We start from the raw sequence: 17,173 nt of genomic DNA, 5'->3' as shown, positions 1-17,173 counted from the left end.
GAAATCAGGGGCCTTGGCCCCTTCAATACAAGCACTTTGTGCCCTGCGTCTAACTGGCTAGTTTTTCTACATATTGATAGACAGATTTTAATATGGCTATTTTTTTGCTGTCACTCTCATGTTCGTGAACTAAGTTTTCCAGGTTCAGCATATAGTCGGGCAGATGAGTTTCAAAGTACTCCCGGCAATGTGCGTTCCAGCGACGCTGTTCGCTTTCGTTTAGTGTCCATGGGTAGTGGCGGGCACGGTAACGGAACAGCAAAGGTTCAATTCTCGGGTCACTGAATGTGATGCCCAGCTCTCCCAGAAACTCAGGGTTCGTTGAGCGGATGATATCCATCGACGCTTTGTCGGTGGGTGAGAAGAAACCACTGTAAAGCTGGGTATCCACATCGTGATTGTTATCGAATTCGCGCTCAATATTAAACAGGCCAATCAGTTTTTCCCTGATTTCCGGATGTTGACGAATCAGTGCCAGATTAGCCAGACACTGCTGACGATCAATCCCAATCTGATCGGCATTTTCTGCCGTCAGGGTTTTGGCCGGCGCCAGAATCGGACATTTATTCAGATGAATCAATTTGACCGGTACCGTCAGTTCATCCGGGCCCAGTTCATCGTGTCGTGTATACATACGGACGTGCAGAGCATCGACATCTAAGTCGAGCAGTGGTTGTGGATCTTTGGCCAGATCAACAACGATGGCGGCGTTCTGGTTAGTCGGATGCCAGGCAACGGGGACGACCCAACTGGTATACTGGCACTCACGTCCCAGCATGCCGGAAACATGCATCAGCGGCGTCATATTAACGATGTCGATCAGTTCATTCAGCTTGCGCTTGGTTCGCATCGAGTAGAAATAATCAAACAGTTTGGGTTGGGCGGCTTTCACTTTCTTAGCCAGCTCGATAGTCGCGATAACGTCTGCCATTGCATCGTGGGCGTTCTCATGCTCGATACCGTTGGCTTTGGATAAGTGCTCAAGCTTAAAGCTGGTGAAACCGTCTTCATTCTCCGGCCATTCTATACCCTGAGGACGAAGAGCATGACAGGCTCGCATTACATCCAGCAGATCCCAGCGTGAATTACCGTTTTGCCAGCTCCAGGCATAAGGCTCAAAGAAGTTGCGGTAGCAGGTGTAACGGGTTACCTCGTCATCAAAACGAATGCTGTTATAGCCCAGACTGGTCGTGTTGGGGGTCGACAGTTCCTGATGGATACGGGCAATAAATTCAGGTTCAGGCAGGCCTTGTGACATTGCTTTCTGTGGAGTGATGCCCGTGATCAGCGCCGCTTCCGGACCAGGCAGGTAATCACTGGGTAACTGACAGTAAATCACCAGTGGTTCACCAATGATATTGAAATCTTTATCGGTACGTACGCCAGCAAACTGGCTTGGTCTGTCTTTCGCCGGACTGGTGCCCCAGGTTTCGTAGTCGAAAAAGAAGAATGTCGGTTGATGATCTTGCTGCTGGTGGGGTGCGGTGTCTTTCACGCCAAACCTTATATTTTCTAAGTTAATGTATTATATGTATTTTCTTGTCTAAGCTAATCAGGCATCTGTGACGAGCATCATAGATGAGCCATGATATTGTACCTGAGCAGGGGTTACAATGGTGCTATTAGCCTTTGTGACAATATTCCATGATTCCTTTCCCCTATTGGTTTGTATTACCGACAGGACGATATGCGTTTGTTGAAAAACATACTATGTCTGGTTAAAGACATAATACGCTTGGTTAAAAAGGGACATACAGTTGATGACTAATGCGTAAATTTTGCCTATTGTGAGTGAGACGTCACGACAGTCTCGGCCTCGGGGCTTCAGGACGCTGTGTTTGTCTATTCAGCAACGAATTAATGTATCGGCTGTACTCCGGATAAATAGCGGAGGCAGTCAATTGGGAGTAAGGAAATATGAGTAGAAATTTGAGGATCGGGGTTCGAACCTCAGTGGCATTTGGATTTTTGGGGCTGATCATTTTGGCTTTAGGGCTTTTCTCCGTTTCGCAGCTGTCCAAATTGAATACGATCACTGATGTCCTGACCGAGCACCGGATGCCGGCTATTGCGACCGTCAATGACATGCGTCGCGATATTTTGTTAATGCAACTGCGTATTGCTCAGCTATCGGATGCCGATACTCAACAGCAGATGGATAAAATTGTTCAGGATATCAATAGTATTTCCGCGAACTATGACAAGTCTGAGCAAAAAATGCAGCAGTATTCGAGCTCATCGGAATCTCAGGCGATTTACCGCAACGTTGTGCAGTTAAATGATGACTTCTTAGCCACGCTGCCTCGCCTGTATGAATTATCCGTGATAGGTAATATGGAGCCTGCAACCGACTATCGAGAGGAGGTTGTGTCAATTGCGGCCACTGTCCTCAAGAATGCGATTGATGAATACAGCCGTTTTCAACGAGAAAGAGCAGAACAGGAAAACAATTCGGCAACCGAAAATTACCAAAGCTCCAAGGTTTGGATGATAGGTGGTATTGTGGCATCGCTTGTGGTTATGGTGCTGCTCGCCTTTTTCTACACCCGCAGCCTGGTTACTCCGTTACGTCGTGCCGTGACTATCGCTCAAACCATTGCGACCGGTGATTTGACCCAACGTTTTTCTGATGATCATCGCGATGAAGCGGCAGACATGATGCGTGCCTTAACCGACATGCAAAATCAGCTTAAAGAAGCGATGTCACTGATTTCAGACTCGTCACAACAACTTGCTACTACCTCTGAAGAGCTTAGCACAGTGACCAAGCAATCGTCGTCGACTATCGAACAGCAAAGTGACCAGGTTAACCTGGCGGCAACGGCGGTGAGCGAACTGACCAGTGCTATTGATGAAGTCGCTCGTTCGGCGAACTCGGCCAGTAACAATGCAGAGGTTGTGGACAGTAAAACTCAGCAGGGTAAAGTGAAGATCGTAGAGACCATCAGTACGGTCGATACGTTGAAAAATGAGATTCAGCTGTCAGAGCAAAGTGTTATTGCGCTGGCTGACAGTATCCGACAAATTAGCTCGGTGCTGGATGTTATCCGCAATATCGCTGACCAGACCAATCTGCTGGCACTGAATGCGGCCATTGAAGCGGCGCGGGCCGGGGAAAATGGCCGTGGATTTGCTGTCGTGGCGGATGAAGTGCGCGCTCTGGCGCATCGTACCCAAACTTCCACTAAGGATATCGAGGTGATGATTGCGGAAGTGGGCGCGGAAACCGACAAAGCAGTGCAGAATATGCATAACAGTAATGAGATGGCGAGTTCAACCCTGAATGTAGCCAATGCAGCCGGTGCGGCATTCGAAGAGATCTCCTCACTGATTTCCAGCATCAATGACCAGAATGCGACGATCGCCAGTGCCGCTGAAGAGCAGTCTACGGTGGCGAGAGAAGTGGACCAGAACCTGGTGCACATCCGCGACTTGTCGATGCAGACGTCTGCCGGGGCCGACCAAACTTCAGCCTCGAGTACTGAATTAGCCAAACTGGCCGAGCACCTGAATCAGTTGGTGAAACGCTTCAAATTCTGATGACTGAACGCCACTCTCAGCGTCTCGCTTGAATCTTCAATCCGGCCAGCCAGGCCGGATTTTTTTCGTCGTCGTAAAACTCATTTTGCGGTTGGAGTGATGCTTTGTGGCAGATTTCTGAGCTACAACTGAGTGTTTATGGACAATTTTGTAGGAATGGGCAAAAGAAAAATAAAATTGGGTATGCCCAATTGAGTATCTATTATTGGATAATGGCTTTATGTCTTCGGGCATGTTACGAAAAACTCATAGATACAACGAGAGGTTGGAAATCAATGAAAACTTTAGGATATGCGGCTCACTCCGCTGATTCAGCGCTAGTACCTTACCACTTTGAGCGTCGTGATCTTCGCTCAAATGACGTTGCGATTGAAATCTTATACAGTGGTGTGTGTCACTCAGATCTGCACACTGTGAATGGCGACTGGGGTCCACAGCCTTACCCGCTGGTACCAGGTCACGAAATCGTAGGTGTGGTTACTTCTATTGGTTCTGACGTCACTAAGTATAACGTTGGTGATCGTGTTGCAGTGGGCTGTATGGTTGATAGCTGCATGGAATGTGACCAGTGTTCACATGGTGAAGAGCAGTACTGCCGTAACGGTATGACACCAACTTACGGTGCGCCGGATCGTCAAACTGGTGATATCACTCAAGGTGGTTACTCTAAGCACATCGTCGTACGTGAAGAGTTTGTTCTTTCAGTGCCAGAAAACATGGATATGTCAAAAACTGCACCTATTCTGTGTGCAGGTATTACCACGTTCTCTCCACTGCGTACCTGGAATGTCGGTGAAGGCTCTCGCGTTGCGGTAATCGGTCTGGGCGGTCTGGGTCACATGGCAGTTAAACTGGCTGTGGCAATGGGCGCTGAAGTTACGGTAATCAGCCGTACCAAGAAGAAAGAAGCAGAAGCAGTTGCTATCGGTGCGAAGAAAATCCTGGCATCGACAGACGCTGAAGAGATGAAAGCTTCTGCATCGTCATTTGACCTGATCGTTGATACTGCGCCAGTGAAGCATGACCTGAACATCTACACTCCGCTGCTGGATGTCGATGGTACTCTGGTTATTGTTGGCCAAATTGGTCTGATGGATGAGCCACTGACGATACCTCTGGTTATGGGCCGCCGCCGCGTTGCAGGTTCATTGATCGGTGGTATTAAAGAAACTCAGGAAGTTCTGGATTTCTGTGCTAAGCACGACGTGTACCCAGAGTGTGAAATGATCAACATCGATCAAATCAACACTGCATTTGAACGTCTGGCACAAGGTGACCTTGCTCACCGTTTCGTTATCGATATGGCGTCTCTGAGCGCTGAATAATCGGGAATGATGAAAGGGTGCATTGCACTCAGATTCAAATAGTTTGAAGGAAGCCGAAAGGCTTCCTTTTTTTGTACCTGTGATTTCGCATGCTTCTGCTTTTTATGACACAGCTACCACACGGCATGGCAGCGTGACTAGACGGTCCACAATAATAAAAAGCCGACGGCTGAGCGTCGGCTTTGAATTGCGGGACAGGATGTTTAGGCCAACGCCTGTTCACCTTGGCTCTGTTTATCAGCGGTTTGGTTCAGCACGCGGCTGGTAATGGTACCCGCTGTCATCGCGCCCGAAACGTTAAGTGCAGTACGGGCCATATCAATTAACGGTTCAATTGAAATCAGCAGGGCTGCGATAGTGACAGGCAAGCCCATTGCTGGCAGTACGATCAGTGCTGCGAAGGTGGCACCGCCGCCGACACCGGCGATCCCAAACGAACTGATGGTGATAATCGCAACCAGTGACAGAATGAACTGAATATCAAGCGGGTTGATGCCCATTGTCGGAGCCACCATCACAGCCAGCATGGCAGGATAGATACCCGCACAGCCGTTCTGACCAATCGTGGCACCAAATGACGCAGACAGGTTGGCAATTGCCGGAGACACATTCAGTTTGGTGATCTGCGCTTCCACGTTAAGAGGAATGGTGGCGGCTGAGCTGCGTGATGTAAAAGCGAAAGTCAGTACTGGCCAGATGTTCTTGAAGTAGGTTTTCGGATTGACACCGACAAACGAGACCAGAATGCCGTGCACCACAAACATCAGGGCGATAGCAATGTAAGAGGCAACGATAAAGCCCAGTAGGTTGAGGATATCACCTGCACTTGAGGTAGCGACAACTTTCGCCATCAGAGCGGCAATGCCGTAAGGCGTCAGTGCCATGATCATTTTAACCAGACGCATCACAATCGATTGAATTGCTTCAACGAAAGTACGGATAGGCGTTTCCAGCTGTTCTTTTTCGATGATTACTTTACGGGCCGCAATGCCGACCAGCACCCCAAAAATTACCACGGCAATGATCGAAGTTGAGCGGGCGCCAGTGAGATCGGCAAACGGGTTGGTCGGAATAAAGCTCAACAGCATCTGCGGAATAGTTAAATCAGCCACAGTAGAAGCGCGGCTTTCCAGTACAGCGATACGTGCGGTTTCGCGCGCACCTTCAGTCAGTCCGGCAGCGGTCAGGCCAAAAGCCTGAGCCACAAAGATACCGATCAGTGCTGAGATCGCTGTTGTGATCAGCAGAACAAAAATAGTCAGACCGGAGATTTTTCCCAGTGAACCGTTCTTATCCAGTTTAACCACGGCTGAAATCATGGAAACCAGCACCAGTGGCATGATTACCATCTTAAGCAGGCCAACGTAGCCGTTACCAACGATAGCAACCCATGACAGAGTATCGCTGATGACAGGGCTGCCTTCTCCGAAGATAAGTTGCAGGGCAAGGCCAAAAACGCTGCCCAGTACCAGGCCCATTAAAACCATACGAGACAGGGTGTGTGACTTTTTCTGTTGTCCGAATAGGAAGAACAGAATGCCGACAAATACCGCAATCGCTGCGATAGAGGCAAATGACATGGTCAAAATCCTTAAATTGGGGTTATATCCACGAGCCAGACCAGGCTGGAACTCGTCGATGCAATTAAGACGAATTGCATTGGATATACAAGAGAGTCAGTGATTCAGGGCGCACTCTAGCGAGGATGATTTCAAATAGAAAAGATAAAAACCGAATTATTTATAATTAAAAGTTATATTGCTGGTGTTTTATTTGGGTGTTGTCGGTGAATTCTGGTTAATTTGCCTGTTTTCTATTCACTGGTAATAAAGTGAGTGTCTACTGGGCTTGGCGGACGTGTTGACGGGCAGTAACCAAAGCTCACCCAGAAAGAATGAGCAGTCCGAAAAGGAATACGTGCTTATAACGATTTATCGGTCTTGGTTAGCACCCGGCGCATGGCTTGTGAATTTAAGCACGTAACAGGTGCGTGCTGGTCATTCAATAATCCGTCTATCATCACGGCAGCGACATCTTTCGCTGAGATCGGAATAAAATTTTTTAACTCGCCTAACATCAGGTATCGGCCAAACGTCATGAAGCGCTGCAACCATAGCTCACTGGCCCGAATTTCTTTCCGCTTTCCGAGTAAAGGGCCGGGGCGTACAAAGATAACCTGTTCAAACCCCATTTGACTGATGGTCTGTTCAGCTCTCCCTTTGCAACGCAGATAATGCGACATTGAGTCGGGACTGGCCCCATAACTGGATACCACCGCTAAACGGGAGACTCCTGCCTCTTTCATGCGTTGGGCGACCTGACACACCAAGGTATAGTCCACCAACTCCAGCGCAGACTTTGAACCGGCTTGTTTAAGGGTGGTGCCTAAAGCGATGATGCCAAGTTGTATTGTTATGGCCGCTTTTACCCCGTCTTTGGTGTCAAGCACTGGCGAAATCACTTCGCTCAGTTTGTCATGCTGAACCTTGAGAGGAAAGCGGGTAAGGGCGATGACCTGATCGATCGCCGCATGCCGCAGTAACTGGTCCAGAGTATGTGAGCCGACCAATCCGCTGGCTCCGGCAATCATAACGCAATGAGTAGGTTTAGCTGATGAAACCATAGGTGGTGAAGGTACCTTTTTGTCTGAGTGATGATGATTCATTGCTGTCGCTGTAGGGTGAGCCGGCGTGACTGAAACAGTTAGTGAGTTAACAGTCGGTTGGTGAGTGTATGGATGTTTAACAGACACACGATAATGGCGGTCTTAAAGAGCATCACAGTTATGTTAAACCCAGAGGGACCTGATGGCTTTTCTTATGGTCAGAAGGCTTTGCGGGTTGTTTTTGTGAACGTTGATTAGCAAACATAACATCTCCTTGATAGGATGGTTTGTCATTAATTAGTGTAGACCATATTTCTATCAACCACTTATTAAGTTTCTGAGCAACTTTTTACATATCCGATGGTGAATGTTTGATCGATTTTGTGATTTAAATAGGCTGGCGAGTGGGTTTCGTTTGTTATCGGTAAACGATTACGGTTAGACTGCCTAAAAGACTTCATCTTAATGTGTTTACCCAATTTACGGATAAATTGTATGTATATTGATTTAAGTCAGTGGGACCCGGCTAACATTTATCATTTAATGACACAGACCGTCGTCCCTCGTCCCATCGCATGGGTATTAACCGAATCTCAGGAAGATAATTTCAATCTGGCGCCTTTTTCTTATTTTACTCCGGTGTCGAGTAATCCGCCTCTGTTGATGATTTCGATTGGTAAAAAGCCCAATGGAGATATCAAGGACACTGCGGTCAACGTGAAAAAAACACGTAAGTTGGTGATCCATATTGCTAATGGCTCATTAGCTAAGAGCGTTACCCGCACTGCGGCAACGCTTGAGCATGGCGAGTCAGAAGTGACCGCTAACGATATTGAACTGGAAGAATTTGAAGGATTTTCGCTGCCAAGAGTCAGTAATTGTCCGGTGGCCTTTGGTTGCTCATTGTACGAGATTCAGGAAATCGGCGCGACGCCGCAAACTCTGCTGATCGCTAAGGTAGAAAAAGTCTATCTGGCCAGCTACATCGCAGAGCAACATGGCGAAGGGCTGAAGGTCGATGCACGTAAACTAAACCCGCTGTCCCGTTTGGGCGGTGGTGAATATGCCACATTGGATAAAGTATTCAGTTTTCAACGACCGAAATAATCAGGAACACACATGTTAGATCTCTCTTTTCGCGATGCGATTATGCAGCGAATTGATCAAAAAACTAAGCCGCTTGGCGCGCTTGGCCAATTAGAAACTGTTGCCGCGCAGCTTGCCTTGATTCAGAGTCAGGGACGCAGTGAAGCGACAACTCAGATTGAGATTCACCAACCGACAGTGTTGGTATTTGCCGGTGACCACGGTATTGCCGATGAAGGGGTCAGCATTGCACCGAGTGCTGTCACTCAACAAATGGTGCTGAACTTTCTGGCTGGCGGAGCGGCCGTTAACTGTTTCTGTCGTGCTAACCAGGTCGCCATGAAGGTGATTGATTGTGGCATTTTAATGCCAGTGGAATCGGACCATCAGGATTTTGTGATGCAGCGTCTGGGTGAGCGTACCGCTAACTTGGCGCAGCAGCCGGCAATGACGGCAGATCAAGTTGAGCAAGGGCTGGAGTATGGCCGTCGGATTACCCGACAGGTAATTGAATCCGGATCTAACCTGGTGATGTTTGGTGAAATGGGTATCGCGAATACCAGCAGCGCAGCGGCATTATTGGCGGCATTGAGTGCTTTACCGGTTGAACAGTGTGTTGGTTTAGGCACCGGTATTTCCGCACAGCAGTACCAGAAAAAGTGTCAGTTGGTTGCCCAGGGCGTCAGCCGTTGTGAGCGTGCGGATCCAAAAGCCGCACTGGCACAAGTGGGTGGCTTTGAGATAGTGCAGATGGTGGGCGCTTTTCTGGGGGCTTGTGAACAACGCACACCGGTTCTGGTTGATGGCTTTATTGTCACTGTTGCCGCTTATATTGCGACTCTGCTCCAACCTGAATGCCGCGATTATATGCTGTTTGCCCATCGTTCCCATGAGTCAGGCCACAAAGCGGTGCTGGAACTTCTGCAAGCGCAACCTTTACTTGACCTGGACCTGCGTCTGGGCGAGGGCACCGGCGCTGTGCTGGCGGTTCCTCTGTTGCGCGCCGCAGCTGAGTTTTACAACTCAATGGCCAGCTTTGCTGAGGCAGGAGTAACCGTGTAATGCTGCGCGGCATGACTTATCAATGCCAGCTGTTTCTGCTGGCATTGAGCTTCTTTTCCCGTCTGCCAGTACCCCGAAATTTACCTTACAGCAGTGAGCGAATGAATCAGGCCGGGCGCTATTTCGCTCTGGTCGGTTTGCTGCTGGGGGCAATTTGTGCCGCGGTGTATGGCTTACTAAGCCAGTTTCTGCCTACTAATATCGCGATATTACTGACCATGGCAGCCAGCTTACTGCTGACCGGCGCATTTCATGAAGATGGCCTGACCGATATGGCGGATGGTATCGGTGGTGGCATGACGCTGGAACGGCGCCTGACGATCATGAAAGACAGCCGTATCGGCACTTACGGCGCATCAGCTCTGATCATGGCGTTGCTTGGCAAGTATGTGTTGCTGACTACGCTGGCCGGGCAAATCTCGCTGGTTCCGGTGTTGCTGCTTGGCTACACCTTAAGCCGCGCTGTCGCCGCGACGCTGATTTATGACATGCCTTATGTCTCCGATCCCGACAGCAGTAAATCCAAACCGTTAGCTAACCGGCAGAGCCGCCTGGAACTGGTGGTATTGTGTCTGTGTGGTCTCTTGCCGTTATTGGCATTCACTGCCGTGGTCTGGTTGTGGGCTGTGCTCATCTGTTTAGGTCTGCGCTACGCAATGAAGCACTGGTTGATGAAGCGCTTGGGCGGCTTTACCGGCGACTGTTTGGGCGGGGTTCAGCAGATCACTGAATTAGCGCTCTACATCCTTTTGATTGGGTTAGGACACAACGGCATGACCATTCTTGGAGGAGTGCTATGCGCATTTTGGTAGGGGTTGTATGAGCATTCATCTGATTCTGGGCGGTGCCCGCAGCGGTAAATCCAGCTATGCCGAGCGTCAGGCCAGGCAGCATCTGGCCAGTACTCCGGACGGGCGTTTGCATTACGTGGCGACCGCCATTGCGTTTGATGACGAGATGCGTGAACGTATTGTCCATCACCAGCAGCAGCGTGGTGGTGACTGGCAAGAGCATGAAGCGCCGACGCAACTGGCTCAGACTCTGGCTGAGATGCAAGCCGGCGATGTGGTGCTGGTTGACTGTCTGACTCTGTGGCTTAATAACGTCATTTACAATGATGGCCAGACGATGAATGCCACGCAAATCAGGCAGCAGGTGGAACAGCTGGCTCAGTCTCTGGCGCGCACGCAAGCCACGGTACTGTTAGTTTCTAATGAGGTTGGCATGGGGGTGGTGCCGATGGGCGAGGTCTCCCGTTTGTTTGTCGACCACGCAGGCTGGATGAACCAGGCGATTGCCGCGGTCGCAGACTCCGTTGTGTTAGTCGCGGCAGGTCTGCCACTGACACTGAAGAGTTCCTCATGATTCGGGTGTCCCTGTTACGGCATGCCAAAACGCAAGGTCCGGCGGCGTTAAACGGCCGGACTGATGTTTTGGTGGCACCGGAGCGTCAGCGTGAGGTAGCCAGTCAGTTGCAAGCGTACCACTTTCAGCAGGTGATCAGCTCGCCGCTTAGCCGCTGCGCCGATTTAGCGCTGTTGTTGCAGCAGCACTCTCCGCAGTTGCCTGTCAGCCTGGAAGCTGACTTTCAGGAGATGGATTTTGGTCTGTATGACGGGCGCAGCTTTGATGATCTTGCGCCGTACTGGACGGAGCTGGAAGCGTTCTGGCGTTCACCTGCCGATAATCCTCTGCCACAGGCCGAAACATTACAGGCTTGCTATCAAAGAGTCACGGCAGCCTGGCAGCGTTGGTTGCCTTCTTTGCAGGATAACAGCCTGATTATCGCCCATGGCGGAACGATCCGGCTGTTACTGGCGCATATTCTCAAGGTGGACTGGCGTAACCCGGCCTGGTTCGCTTCACTGGCGATTGGTAATCAAACGCTGACCCGGCTGGATATCTATCCTGCTCAGCCACCAGTGGTTAGCGTGAAGTGTATTGGCAGTGAGCTCTCGGCCCCGCCGGTTAGTGGTGAGTAATTCATAGTGAATGAAAAGATAACGTATTGAACTAATTCAATATAGAGTATCTGAAGCAGTTAGTGATAGAATTCGCGCTAACCAGCAATTCGTCACCCCGTTGTTTTTATCTGATGATTCGGTGTGGGCATTTAAAGAGTCGCTGTTTTTGACTGAACCCGGCCAACAGGTCTCCATAAGTGGGATCGTACCAACATTATTTGGCTGCACAATTCTTTAACATACCGCTGTGCAATAAAGGAGTAGCGCATGACGAAGTCTCTATTTCGCCAATCTTTTCTTTTTGACAGTTTAGATCTCGACCAGGCGGTCAGTGCAGCAGAAATGCAAACTGGCGGCGGGGTGACACTTAAGCTCCATGAGCGCGGTATTCTCGAAGTGATACCGGCCCGGCTTGACCACGAAACCCGACACATTGTGATTTCTACCGGTATCCATGGCGATGAAACCGCGCCGATGGAACTCATTGATAAGCTGGTTGAAGATATCATGATCGGTTTCCAGCCGGTCAACGAGCGTCTATTGCTGATTATCGCGCATCCGCAAGCTACCAATCAGCACACTCGTTTTATCGAAGAGAACCTTAACCGCCTTTTCGATGACAAGCCGCGAGAAACCAGCACTGAGCTGGTGATTGCTGATCAGCTTAAAATCTTACTGCATGAGTTTTTTGCCGATACGCCGATGGATCAGCGCTGGCACCTTGATTTGCACTGCGCGATCCGTGGTTCCAAACACTATTCGTTTGCGGTCAGCCCTCGCGCCCGCCATGCAGTGCGCAGCCGTGCCCTGATGGATTTTGTTGAAAGTGCTCATGTTGAAGCGGTGATGCTGTCCAATGCCCCGTCGGCGACATTCAGCTGGTATAGCGCTGAGACATTTGGTGCCCAGGCACTGACGTTGGAACTGGGCCAGGTGGCCCGGATCGGTGAGAACGATTTGAAGCGTCTGGTTGCTTTTGATTTGGCAACCCGTGACCTGATTTCGCGCGAACCTTCCGAGCATTTACCGAAAAAAGCAGTCATGTATCGGGTCAGTCGCACCATTGTGCGTCTGCATGACGATTTCGATTTCCGTTTCGATGATGCAGTCGAAAACTTTACTTCGTTCGTCCATGGTGAAGTGTTCGGTCATGATGGTGATAAACCTTTAATGGCGAAAAATGAAGGGGAAGCCATTGTGTTCCCCAACCGCCGGGTCGCGATTGGTCAACGTGCCGCTTTGATGGTGTGTAAAGTTGATGTTCGTTACGAAGACGATCAACTGGTATACGATTAAAGCGTAACCAGCCTGGCGCATAATGCGGCGGTGCGTCGGTTGCAAGCAAAGTTAGTTCTTTCTATTTGAGTGGCTTAACGTTAATGTTAGGCCATTCTTGTTTATCGCCCGAGTTTCATGGATTTTAGTCAGCTAATACAACATAAACAGCGCCGTTGGCAGCGCGCCGCGGTGGTCATGCTGCTCCTGTTGCTGGTGGCCAGTCTGTCCTATGTGATGGTCGGAGAACTGTTTGTCTCACCCTTCGAACCCATGAGCCCGTTGGAGCAGAAACTATTGCTGGATTTGCGTCTGCCGCGTCTGTTCGCCGCTATCGTCATTGGTGCTGCGCTGGCCGTGTCCGGCGCGACTTTGCAGGTGCTGCTCGGCAATGTACTGGCCGAACCGGGCGTGATTGGCATTTCCGGCGGCGCCAGCGTGGCTATGGTTGTGGTGCTGTTCTTCTTTCCAGAGTCTGCCAGCCCGGAGCTTTTCATGATCTCGGCTGTGATTGGCTCTTTGCTGTTTACTTTGCTGCTGGTCTCAATAGCGAAAGCGATGCGTCTCACCACAACTCGGTTATTGTTAGTCGGGGTGGCGCTGGGCATCTTATCCGGTGCGGTGGTGACCTGGGCGTTTTACTTTAGCGATGATCTCAGTTTACGTCAGTTGATGTACTGGCTGATGGGCAGCATCGGCGGGGCGAGCTGGTATCAGCATACTTTGTCTCTGGTCGCGGTGCCAGTCATCATCTGGCTGATGCTGCAGGGGAAAACACTCGATAAGCTGATGCTGGGAGAAACCCACGCCAAGCAGTTAGGTGTTGATGTCGCTCGTTTGCGCTGGCAATTGATCCTGGCCGTCTCTGTTCTGGTGGGAGCGGCAGTCGCCCTGGGCGGAGTGATTGGTTTTGTTGGCCTGGTGGTACCGCATCTGCTGCGTCTGGCGCTAGGTACTGAAAACCGTATGTTGTTACCGCTTTCAGCGATAAGTGGCGCTTTGCTGCTGGTGTTTGCCGATACCATCGCACGTCTGGCACTCAATTCTGCTGAACTGCCACTCGGGGTAGTGACCACGTCACTCGGTGCACCTATCTTTATCTGGATGTTGATTAAAAATCACCACTAGCTCCTGTTATTCGAACTGTCCGGAATTGCGACGCCATGATTCAGATTAAAAGCCTCAATGTAGACTCACGTTTATTACCTCTCTCGTTTGATTGCCAGGCGGGCGAAGTGCTGCACGTTGTGGGCCCGAACGGCTGCGGTAAAAGTACACTGCTGGCGGCTCTGGCCGGCGTACTCGACAGTGATGGCGACATCCGGGTGGGTGAGATGGATGTTCGGGGGGCCAGTTTGGCAGATTTAGCCCTGCATCGTGCTTATCTGTCACAAAGTGAAAAGCCTGCCTTTAACCTGGACGTGTTCCAGTATCTGGCATTGTCATTACCAGCCAGCGCGTCCGGGATGGAAGAAGAGGTTAATCAGGCGATTAAAACCATCACCGCCATGCTGAAAATTGCGGATAAGTTGCATCGTTCCATTCATCATCTGTCCGGAGGAGAATGGCAGCGTGTGCGTTTAGCCGGCAGCTGTCTGCAAGTCTGGCTGCCACTCAACCCGTATGCCAAGCTGATGATTCTTGATGAGCCAGCTGCTCCGCTCGATATTGCTCAGGAAGGTTTGCTGTATGCCCTGATTGAGCAAATGGCAGAGCAGGGTATCACGGTGATTATGGCGAATCATGATCTTAACCGTTCACTGCGTCATGCCGATAAAGTGCTGTTGCTGAATCAGGGCGTTGTCCATCGCTTTGGCCGCGCAGATGAGGTACTGAGTGCGGAAAATCTGGCCCAAGTGTTTGAAACCTCAATCAAGCGGGTTGAGCTGGAAGGTAAACCTTACCTGATCTTCGACTAATTTGGTGCACTGAGCACAACTCTGGTTCAGCTACTCCTTTAGAGTCAGAACGCTAAAAATAGCACAGTCCATTATTTTTATTAAAAACAAACAGTTATGTTATTTTTAAAAGTTGGCACAGTTATGGCATTAGTAAGATCGATACATTCTCGTTCTTGTTAGGCTTTTTATAGTCTCCTTAGCCACCTTGCTCCCAAGGTGGCCTTTTTTTACCTGTCTTCCGACTATTTTCTGGTTTCTTTGTTGGTGTGAGGTGAAGACGATATTTTCTGATTTATTTTTCTCTGCGTATTGTTTTTATCAGTTGAAAAAGCATAAGTTAACTATGCGGAAAAATCATCATTGGAGAGGGAACTCAACCATGCTACAAATAAAGCCAAACTGTGAGTGTTGCGATATAGATCTGGAGCCTGACTCCACTCAGGCCATGATCTGCAGCTTTGAATGTACATTTTGCGCTTCGTGCGTTAAACAGATTCTTGATAACGTCTGCCCTAATTGCGGTGGTGGCTTTGTGGCTCGTCCGATTCGTCCGCACAATGAATGGCGTACCGGAGTCAGCCTTACCCAACGGCCGCCATCAAGCGAACGGGTACATACGCCGTATTCGGAGCAGGAGCTGAGAGCATTTGCGGCCAAAGTCCGTCATATTGAGCCAGCACAGCGTTGAGCTTTTCCTTAGGGTCACCCATTGCGAAGGATATGACATGCAAGATTTTGAACGATTATTGGATATCGCCAGACGCAAAGCCGGGTTTGATGAAAATAATCCCTGGTACACCGGGCCTGAAACCTATTTAGCGGCGTTAAAAAGTGAAGTGGATGAGGTCAGTGAGGAGATCCCTAAACATCGTCTCTGTTATCTGGAAGATGAATTAGGTGATGTGCTGTGGGATTATCTAAACGCGCTCTTAGCTCTGCAAAAAGAGGCGGGTGTCAGCGTAGAATCTGTGATTCAACGGGCCTGTGACAAATACCAACAGCGTATGGCGACGCTCGAAGCGGGTGGTTCATGGGATGAGATTAAGCGTAAACAGCAACAAAATCTGCAACAGGAATACTTAGCCGCTCAGAATGTAGTGCTACAGCGTAACGTGATCTGCGAGAAATAATACTAAAAAGCCAGAGTGATTCGCATCGCTCTGGCTTTTTGCCATGACTGCCGGCCCATTGACTCAGGCTGCTAAGCCGGACTCATACTATTGAGTCAGCTTGGCCAGATCGGCTGGGCGGTAATACACGGATTTCAGTACTTTGCCCTGACGAATGGTTTTGCCCTCAGCAACGAAGTCCTCAGCACATTTCGCGATAATGTAATCGCCTTTTTGTACTGCCATTAACTTGATACCTTGCTCAGCGTAGAAAGCTTCAGTTTCCGCGTATTCCTGCTCGTTGCGGCACACTTTACTCATGTTCGAGCTATGTACTTCATCCCAGCACGGAATGAAGTCGATACCACGGTTAACGGCAACGTTGAGCAACAGGTCAATCAGATAGCTGATTGCCAGGTTGTCACTGACTTTGGCGTCGCCGAGGTGCACCAGGCGGCCCATCAGGACGTACACACTGTCGACAATCGCATCAGCCTGTTCAGTTTTGTTGTCGGCTTCAGCAAGCTCGGTCAGTTCTTCAATCGCCAGAGATGTGTGCAGCGTATCTGCTTTATCGTCCAGGCTGGCTGGTGCAGCAACCGGCAGGTCAAAAGTGCTGCGAAACTCAGTGATATCGCGGTAAAGGTGATCAAAAATCTCTTGCGTCAGCTTAGATAAATGCATGCTGTCAGTCCGGTTAGTCAAAATCAAAACACTAATGGTAACAGAGGTTGCGACCCGCATCTATTGGCACGATAAAGGATGTCGACTGATTGGAGATTTGTCGGCCGATACAGGGTGTAAAGGCAGAGAGTGGCAGAAACAATTAAGGCGCCCAATCGGAGTATACAGTAAAAATCATGTCCATTCGCGTGTGAGTGAGTGGCATCCATTTACTGGCAAAGTTTTATCTAGGTGTTATAAGCGTACACACTATGTATAATGGTGTGTACGCTTTTTTATCCCTGAAGGCTTAGCAAGGCGATGGCCTCACTGCGTGAAACCATCACCCTGCCAAAAGGGTACTTAAGGGAAATGATGGTAAAGGAAAATAATAAAGCCACTCCTGACGTTCGCGCAGCTCACTACTCGCTAGGCATTTATGATTTTTCTTGACCATCGATATCACACACGTAAAAGTACACACGTAAAAGTACACACGTAAAAGTACACACGTAAAAGTACCTTTGTCATTACTGAGGGACCCTGACGGGATAAATACCAATCGACTTTGTCGTACTCTTATAGTCTAGTTCTCATGCGACATACTCGCCTTACACTTCGATATTCATGGATTGAGAACGCT

The 17,173-nt window shown here is 49.6% G+C and carries 16 protein-coding genes; 12 read left to right on the top strand and 4 right to left on the bottom strand.

Translation table 11 applies throughout. The annotated features are described in order from the left end of the window. Positions 1–49: 49 nt before the first annotated feature. Positions 50–1,495 (bottom strand): exodeoxyribonuclease I, encoded by a 1,446-nt coding sequence (sbcB, locus tag E6C74_RS07180; RefSeq protein ID WP_136484034.1) that lies wholly within the window; start codon positions 1,493–1,495, stop codon positions 50–52. A 422-nt stretch (positions 1,496–1,917) separates the two neighbouring features. Between sbcB and E6C74_RS07175 the strand changes: the two genes are divergently transcribed. After that, complete coding sequence (locus tag E6C74_RS07175) at positions 1,918–3,540, top strand: methyl-accepting chemotaxis protein (RefSeq protein WP_136484033.1); 1,623 nt, start codon at positions 1,918–1,920, stop codon at positions 3,538–3,540. 275 nt (positions 3,541–3,815) lie between these two features. Beyond that, positions 3,816–4,865 (top strand): NAD(P)-dependent alcohol dehydrogenase, encoded by a 1,050-nt coding sequence (locus E6C74_RS07170; RefSeq protein WP_136484032.1) that lies wholly within the window; start codon positions 3,816–3,818, stop codon positions 4,863–4,865. Between the two features lie 203 nt (positions 4,866–5,068). Here E6C74_RS07170 and E6C74_RS07165 read toward each other — a convergent pair whose 3' ends face one another. Continuing rightward, entirely contained in the window at positions 5,069–6,445 is a 1,377-nt protein-coding gene (locus E6C74_RS07165) for an L-cystine transporter (protein ID WP_136484031.1), read from the bottom strand. 341 nt (positions 6,446–6,786) lie between these two features. Further along, positions 6,787–7,488: an NAD(P)H-binding protein gene (locus E6C74_RS07160; protein WP_136484030.1), complete on the bottom strand. Its 702-nt coding sequence runs from the start codon at positions 7,486–7,488 to the stop codon at positions 6,787–6,789. A 477-nt stretch (positions 7,489–7,965) separates the two neighbouring features. Here E6C74_RS07160 and E6C74_RS07155 point away from each other — a divergent pair, with 477 nt between their 5' ends. The 10 genes from E6C74_RS07155 (at position 7,966) to E6C74_RS07110 (ending at position 15,888) form a co-directional block, all read left to right on the top strand. Then, entirely contained in the window at positions 7,966–8,577 is a 612-nt protein-coding gene (locus tag E6C74_RS07155; protein ID WP_136484029.1) for a flavin reductase family protein, read from the top strand. A 12-nt stretch (positions 8,578–8,589) separates the two neighbouring features. After that, a complete protein-coding gene (cobT, locus tag E6C74_RS07150; RefSeq protein ID WP_136484028.1) occupies positions 8,590–9,618 on the top strand; it encodes a nicotinate-nucleotide--dimethylbenzimidazole phosphoribosyltransferase in 1,029 nt (342 codons plus the stop codon). Positions 9,619–9,620: 2 nt separating this feature from the next. Then, a complete protein-coding gene (locus E6C74_RS07145) occupies positions 9,621–10,430 on the top strand; it encodes an adenosylcobinamide-GDP ribazoletransferase (protein ID WP_206208394.1) in 810 nt (269 codons plus the stop codon). A gap of 7 nt (positions 10,431–10,437) precedes the next feature. Then, complete coding sequence (gene cobU, locus E6C74_RS07140; protein ID WP_136484026.1) at positions 10,438–10,983, top strand: bifunctional adenosylcobinamide kinase/adenosylcobinamide-phosphate guanylyltransferase; 546 nt, start codon at positions 10,438–10,440, stop codon at positions 10,981–10,983. Next, entirely contained in the window at positions 10,980–11,600 is a 621-nt protein-coding gene (locus E6C74_RS07135) for a histidine phosphatase family protein (protein ID WP_136484025.1), read from the top strand. The genes cobU and E6C74_RS07135 overlap by 4 nt, the downstream gene beginning before the upstream one ends. Positions 11,601–11,849: 249 nt before the next feature. Beyond that, positions 11,850–12,878 (top strand): succinylglutamate desuccinylase, encoded by a 1,029-nt coding sequence (locus tag E6C74_RS07130; protein WP_136484024.1) that lies wholly within the window; start codon positions 11,850–11,852, stop codon positions 12,876–12,878. Positions 12,879–12,995: 117 nt separating this feature from the next. Further along, entirely contained in the window at positions 12,996–13,985 is a 990-nt protein-coding gene (btuC, locus tag E6C74_RS07125) for a vitamin B12 ABC transporter permease BtuC (RefSeq protein ID WP_136484023.1), read from the top strand. 35 nt (positions 13,986–14,020) lie between these two features. Then, on the top strand, positions 14,021–14,776 hold the full coding sequence (gene btuD, locus E6C74_RS07120) for a vitamin B12 ABC transporter ATP-binding protein BtuD (protein ID WP_136484022.1): 756 nt from the start codon (positions 14,021–14,023) through the stop codon (positions 14,774–14,776). Between the two features lie 361 nt (positions 14,777–15,137). Beyond that, positions 15,138–15,446 carry a DUF1272 domain-containing protein gene (locus E6C74_RS07115; protein WP_136484021.1) on the top strand — a complete coding sequence of 103 codons (309 nt, stop codon included), beginning with the start codon at positions 15,138–15,140 and terminating at the stop codon, positions 15,444–15,446. A gap of 37 nt (positions 15,447–15,483) precedes the next feature. Next, the gene (locus E6C74_RS07110; RefSeq protein ID WP_136484020.1) at positions 15,484–15,888 is read left to right on the top strand and encodes a MazG nucleotide pyrophosphohydrolase domain-containing protein; all 405 of its coding nucleotides are present in this window, start codon (positions 15,484–15,486) and stop codon (positions 15,886–15,888) included. A gap of 87 nt (positions 15,889–15,975) precedes the next feature. Here E6C74_RS07110 and E6C74_RS07105 read toward each other — a convergent pair whose 3' ends face one another. Further along, entirely contained in the window at positions 15,976–16,551 is a 576-nt protein-coding gene (locus tag E6C74_RS07105) for a nucleoside triphosphate pyrophosphohydrolase family protein (protein ID WP_136484019.1), read from the bottom strand. Positions 16,552–17,173 lie beyond the last annotated feature (622 nt).

The sequence above is a fragment of the Vibrio sp. H11 genome (genome assembly GCF_004804295.1).
Lineage (GTDB): Bacteria > Pseudomonadota > Gammaproteobacteria > Enterobacterales > Vibrionaceae > Vibrio > Vibrio ostreae.
Note: the sequence above shows the minus strand (reverse complement) of the source record. Positions and strands in the feature narration are given on the sequence as shown.

What these genes read in the sequence shown, in the direction of transcription:
- E6C74_RS07175 (WP_136484033.1), top strand. Translation starts at nt 1,918, where the DNA reads ATGAGTAGAAATTTGAGGATCGGGGTTCGAACCTCAGTGGCATTTGGA.
- E6C74_RS07170 (WP_136484032.1), top strand. Translation starts at nt 3,816, where the DNA reads ATGAAAACTTTAGGATATGCGGCTCACTCCGCTGATTCAGCGCTAGTA.
- E6C74_RS07165 (WP_136484031.1), bottom strand. Translation starts at nt 6,445, where the DNA reads ATGTCATTTGCCTCTATCGCAGCGATTGCGGTATTTGTCGGCATTCTG.
- E6C74_RS07160 (WP_136484030.1), bottom strand. Translation starts at nt 7,488, where the DNA reads ATGGTTTCATCAGCTAAACCTACTCATTGCGTTATGATTGCCGGAGCC.
- E6C74_RS07155 (WP_136484029.1), top strand. Translation starts at nt 7,966, where the DNA reads ATGTATATTGATTTAAGTCAGTGGGACCCGGCTAACATTTATCATTTA.
- cobT (WP_136484028.1), top strand. Translation starts at nt 8,590, where the DNA reads ATGTTAGATCTCTCTTTTCGCGATGCGATTATGCAGCGAATTGATCAA.
- cobU (WP_136484026.1), top strand. Translation starts at nt 10,438, where the DNA reads ATGAGCATTCATCTGATTCTGGGCGGTGCCCGCAGCGGTAAATCCAGC.
- E6C74_RS07135 (WP_136484025.1), top strand. Translation starts at nt 10,980, where the DNA reads ATGATTCGGGTGTCCCTGTTACGGCATGCCAAAACGCAAGGTCCGGCG.
- E6C74_RS07130 (WP_136484024.1), top strand. Translation starts at nt 11,850, where the DNA reads ATGACGAAGTCTCTATTTCGCCAATCTTTTCTTTTTGACAGTTTAGAT.
- btuC (WP_136484023.1), top strand. Translation starts at nt 12,996, where the DNA reads ATGGATTTTAGTCAGCTAATACAACATAAACAGCGCCGTTGGCAGCGC.
- btuD (WP_136484022.1), top strand. Translation starts at nt 14,021, where the DNA reads ATGATTCAGATTAAAAGCCTCAATGTAGACTCACGTTTATTACCTCTC.
- E6C74_RS07115 (WP_136484021.1), top strand. Translation starts at nt 15,138, where the DNA reads ATGCTACAAATAAAGCCAAACTGTGAGTGTTGCGATATAGATCTGGAG.
- E6C74_RS07110 (WP_136484020.1), top strand. Translation starts at nt 15,484, where the DNA reads ATGCAAGATTTTGAACGATTATTGGATATCGCCAGACGCAAAGCCGGG.
- E6C74_RS07105 (WP_136484019.1), bottom strand. Translation starts at nt 16,551, where the DNA reads ATGCATTTATCTAAGCTGACGCAAGAGATTTTTGATCACCTTTACCGC.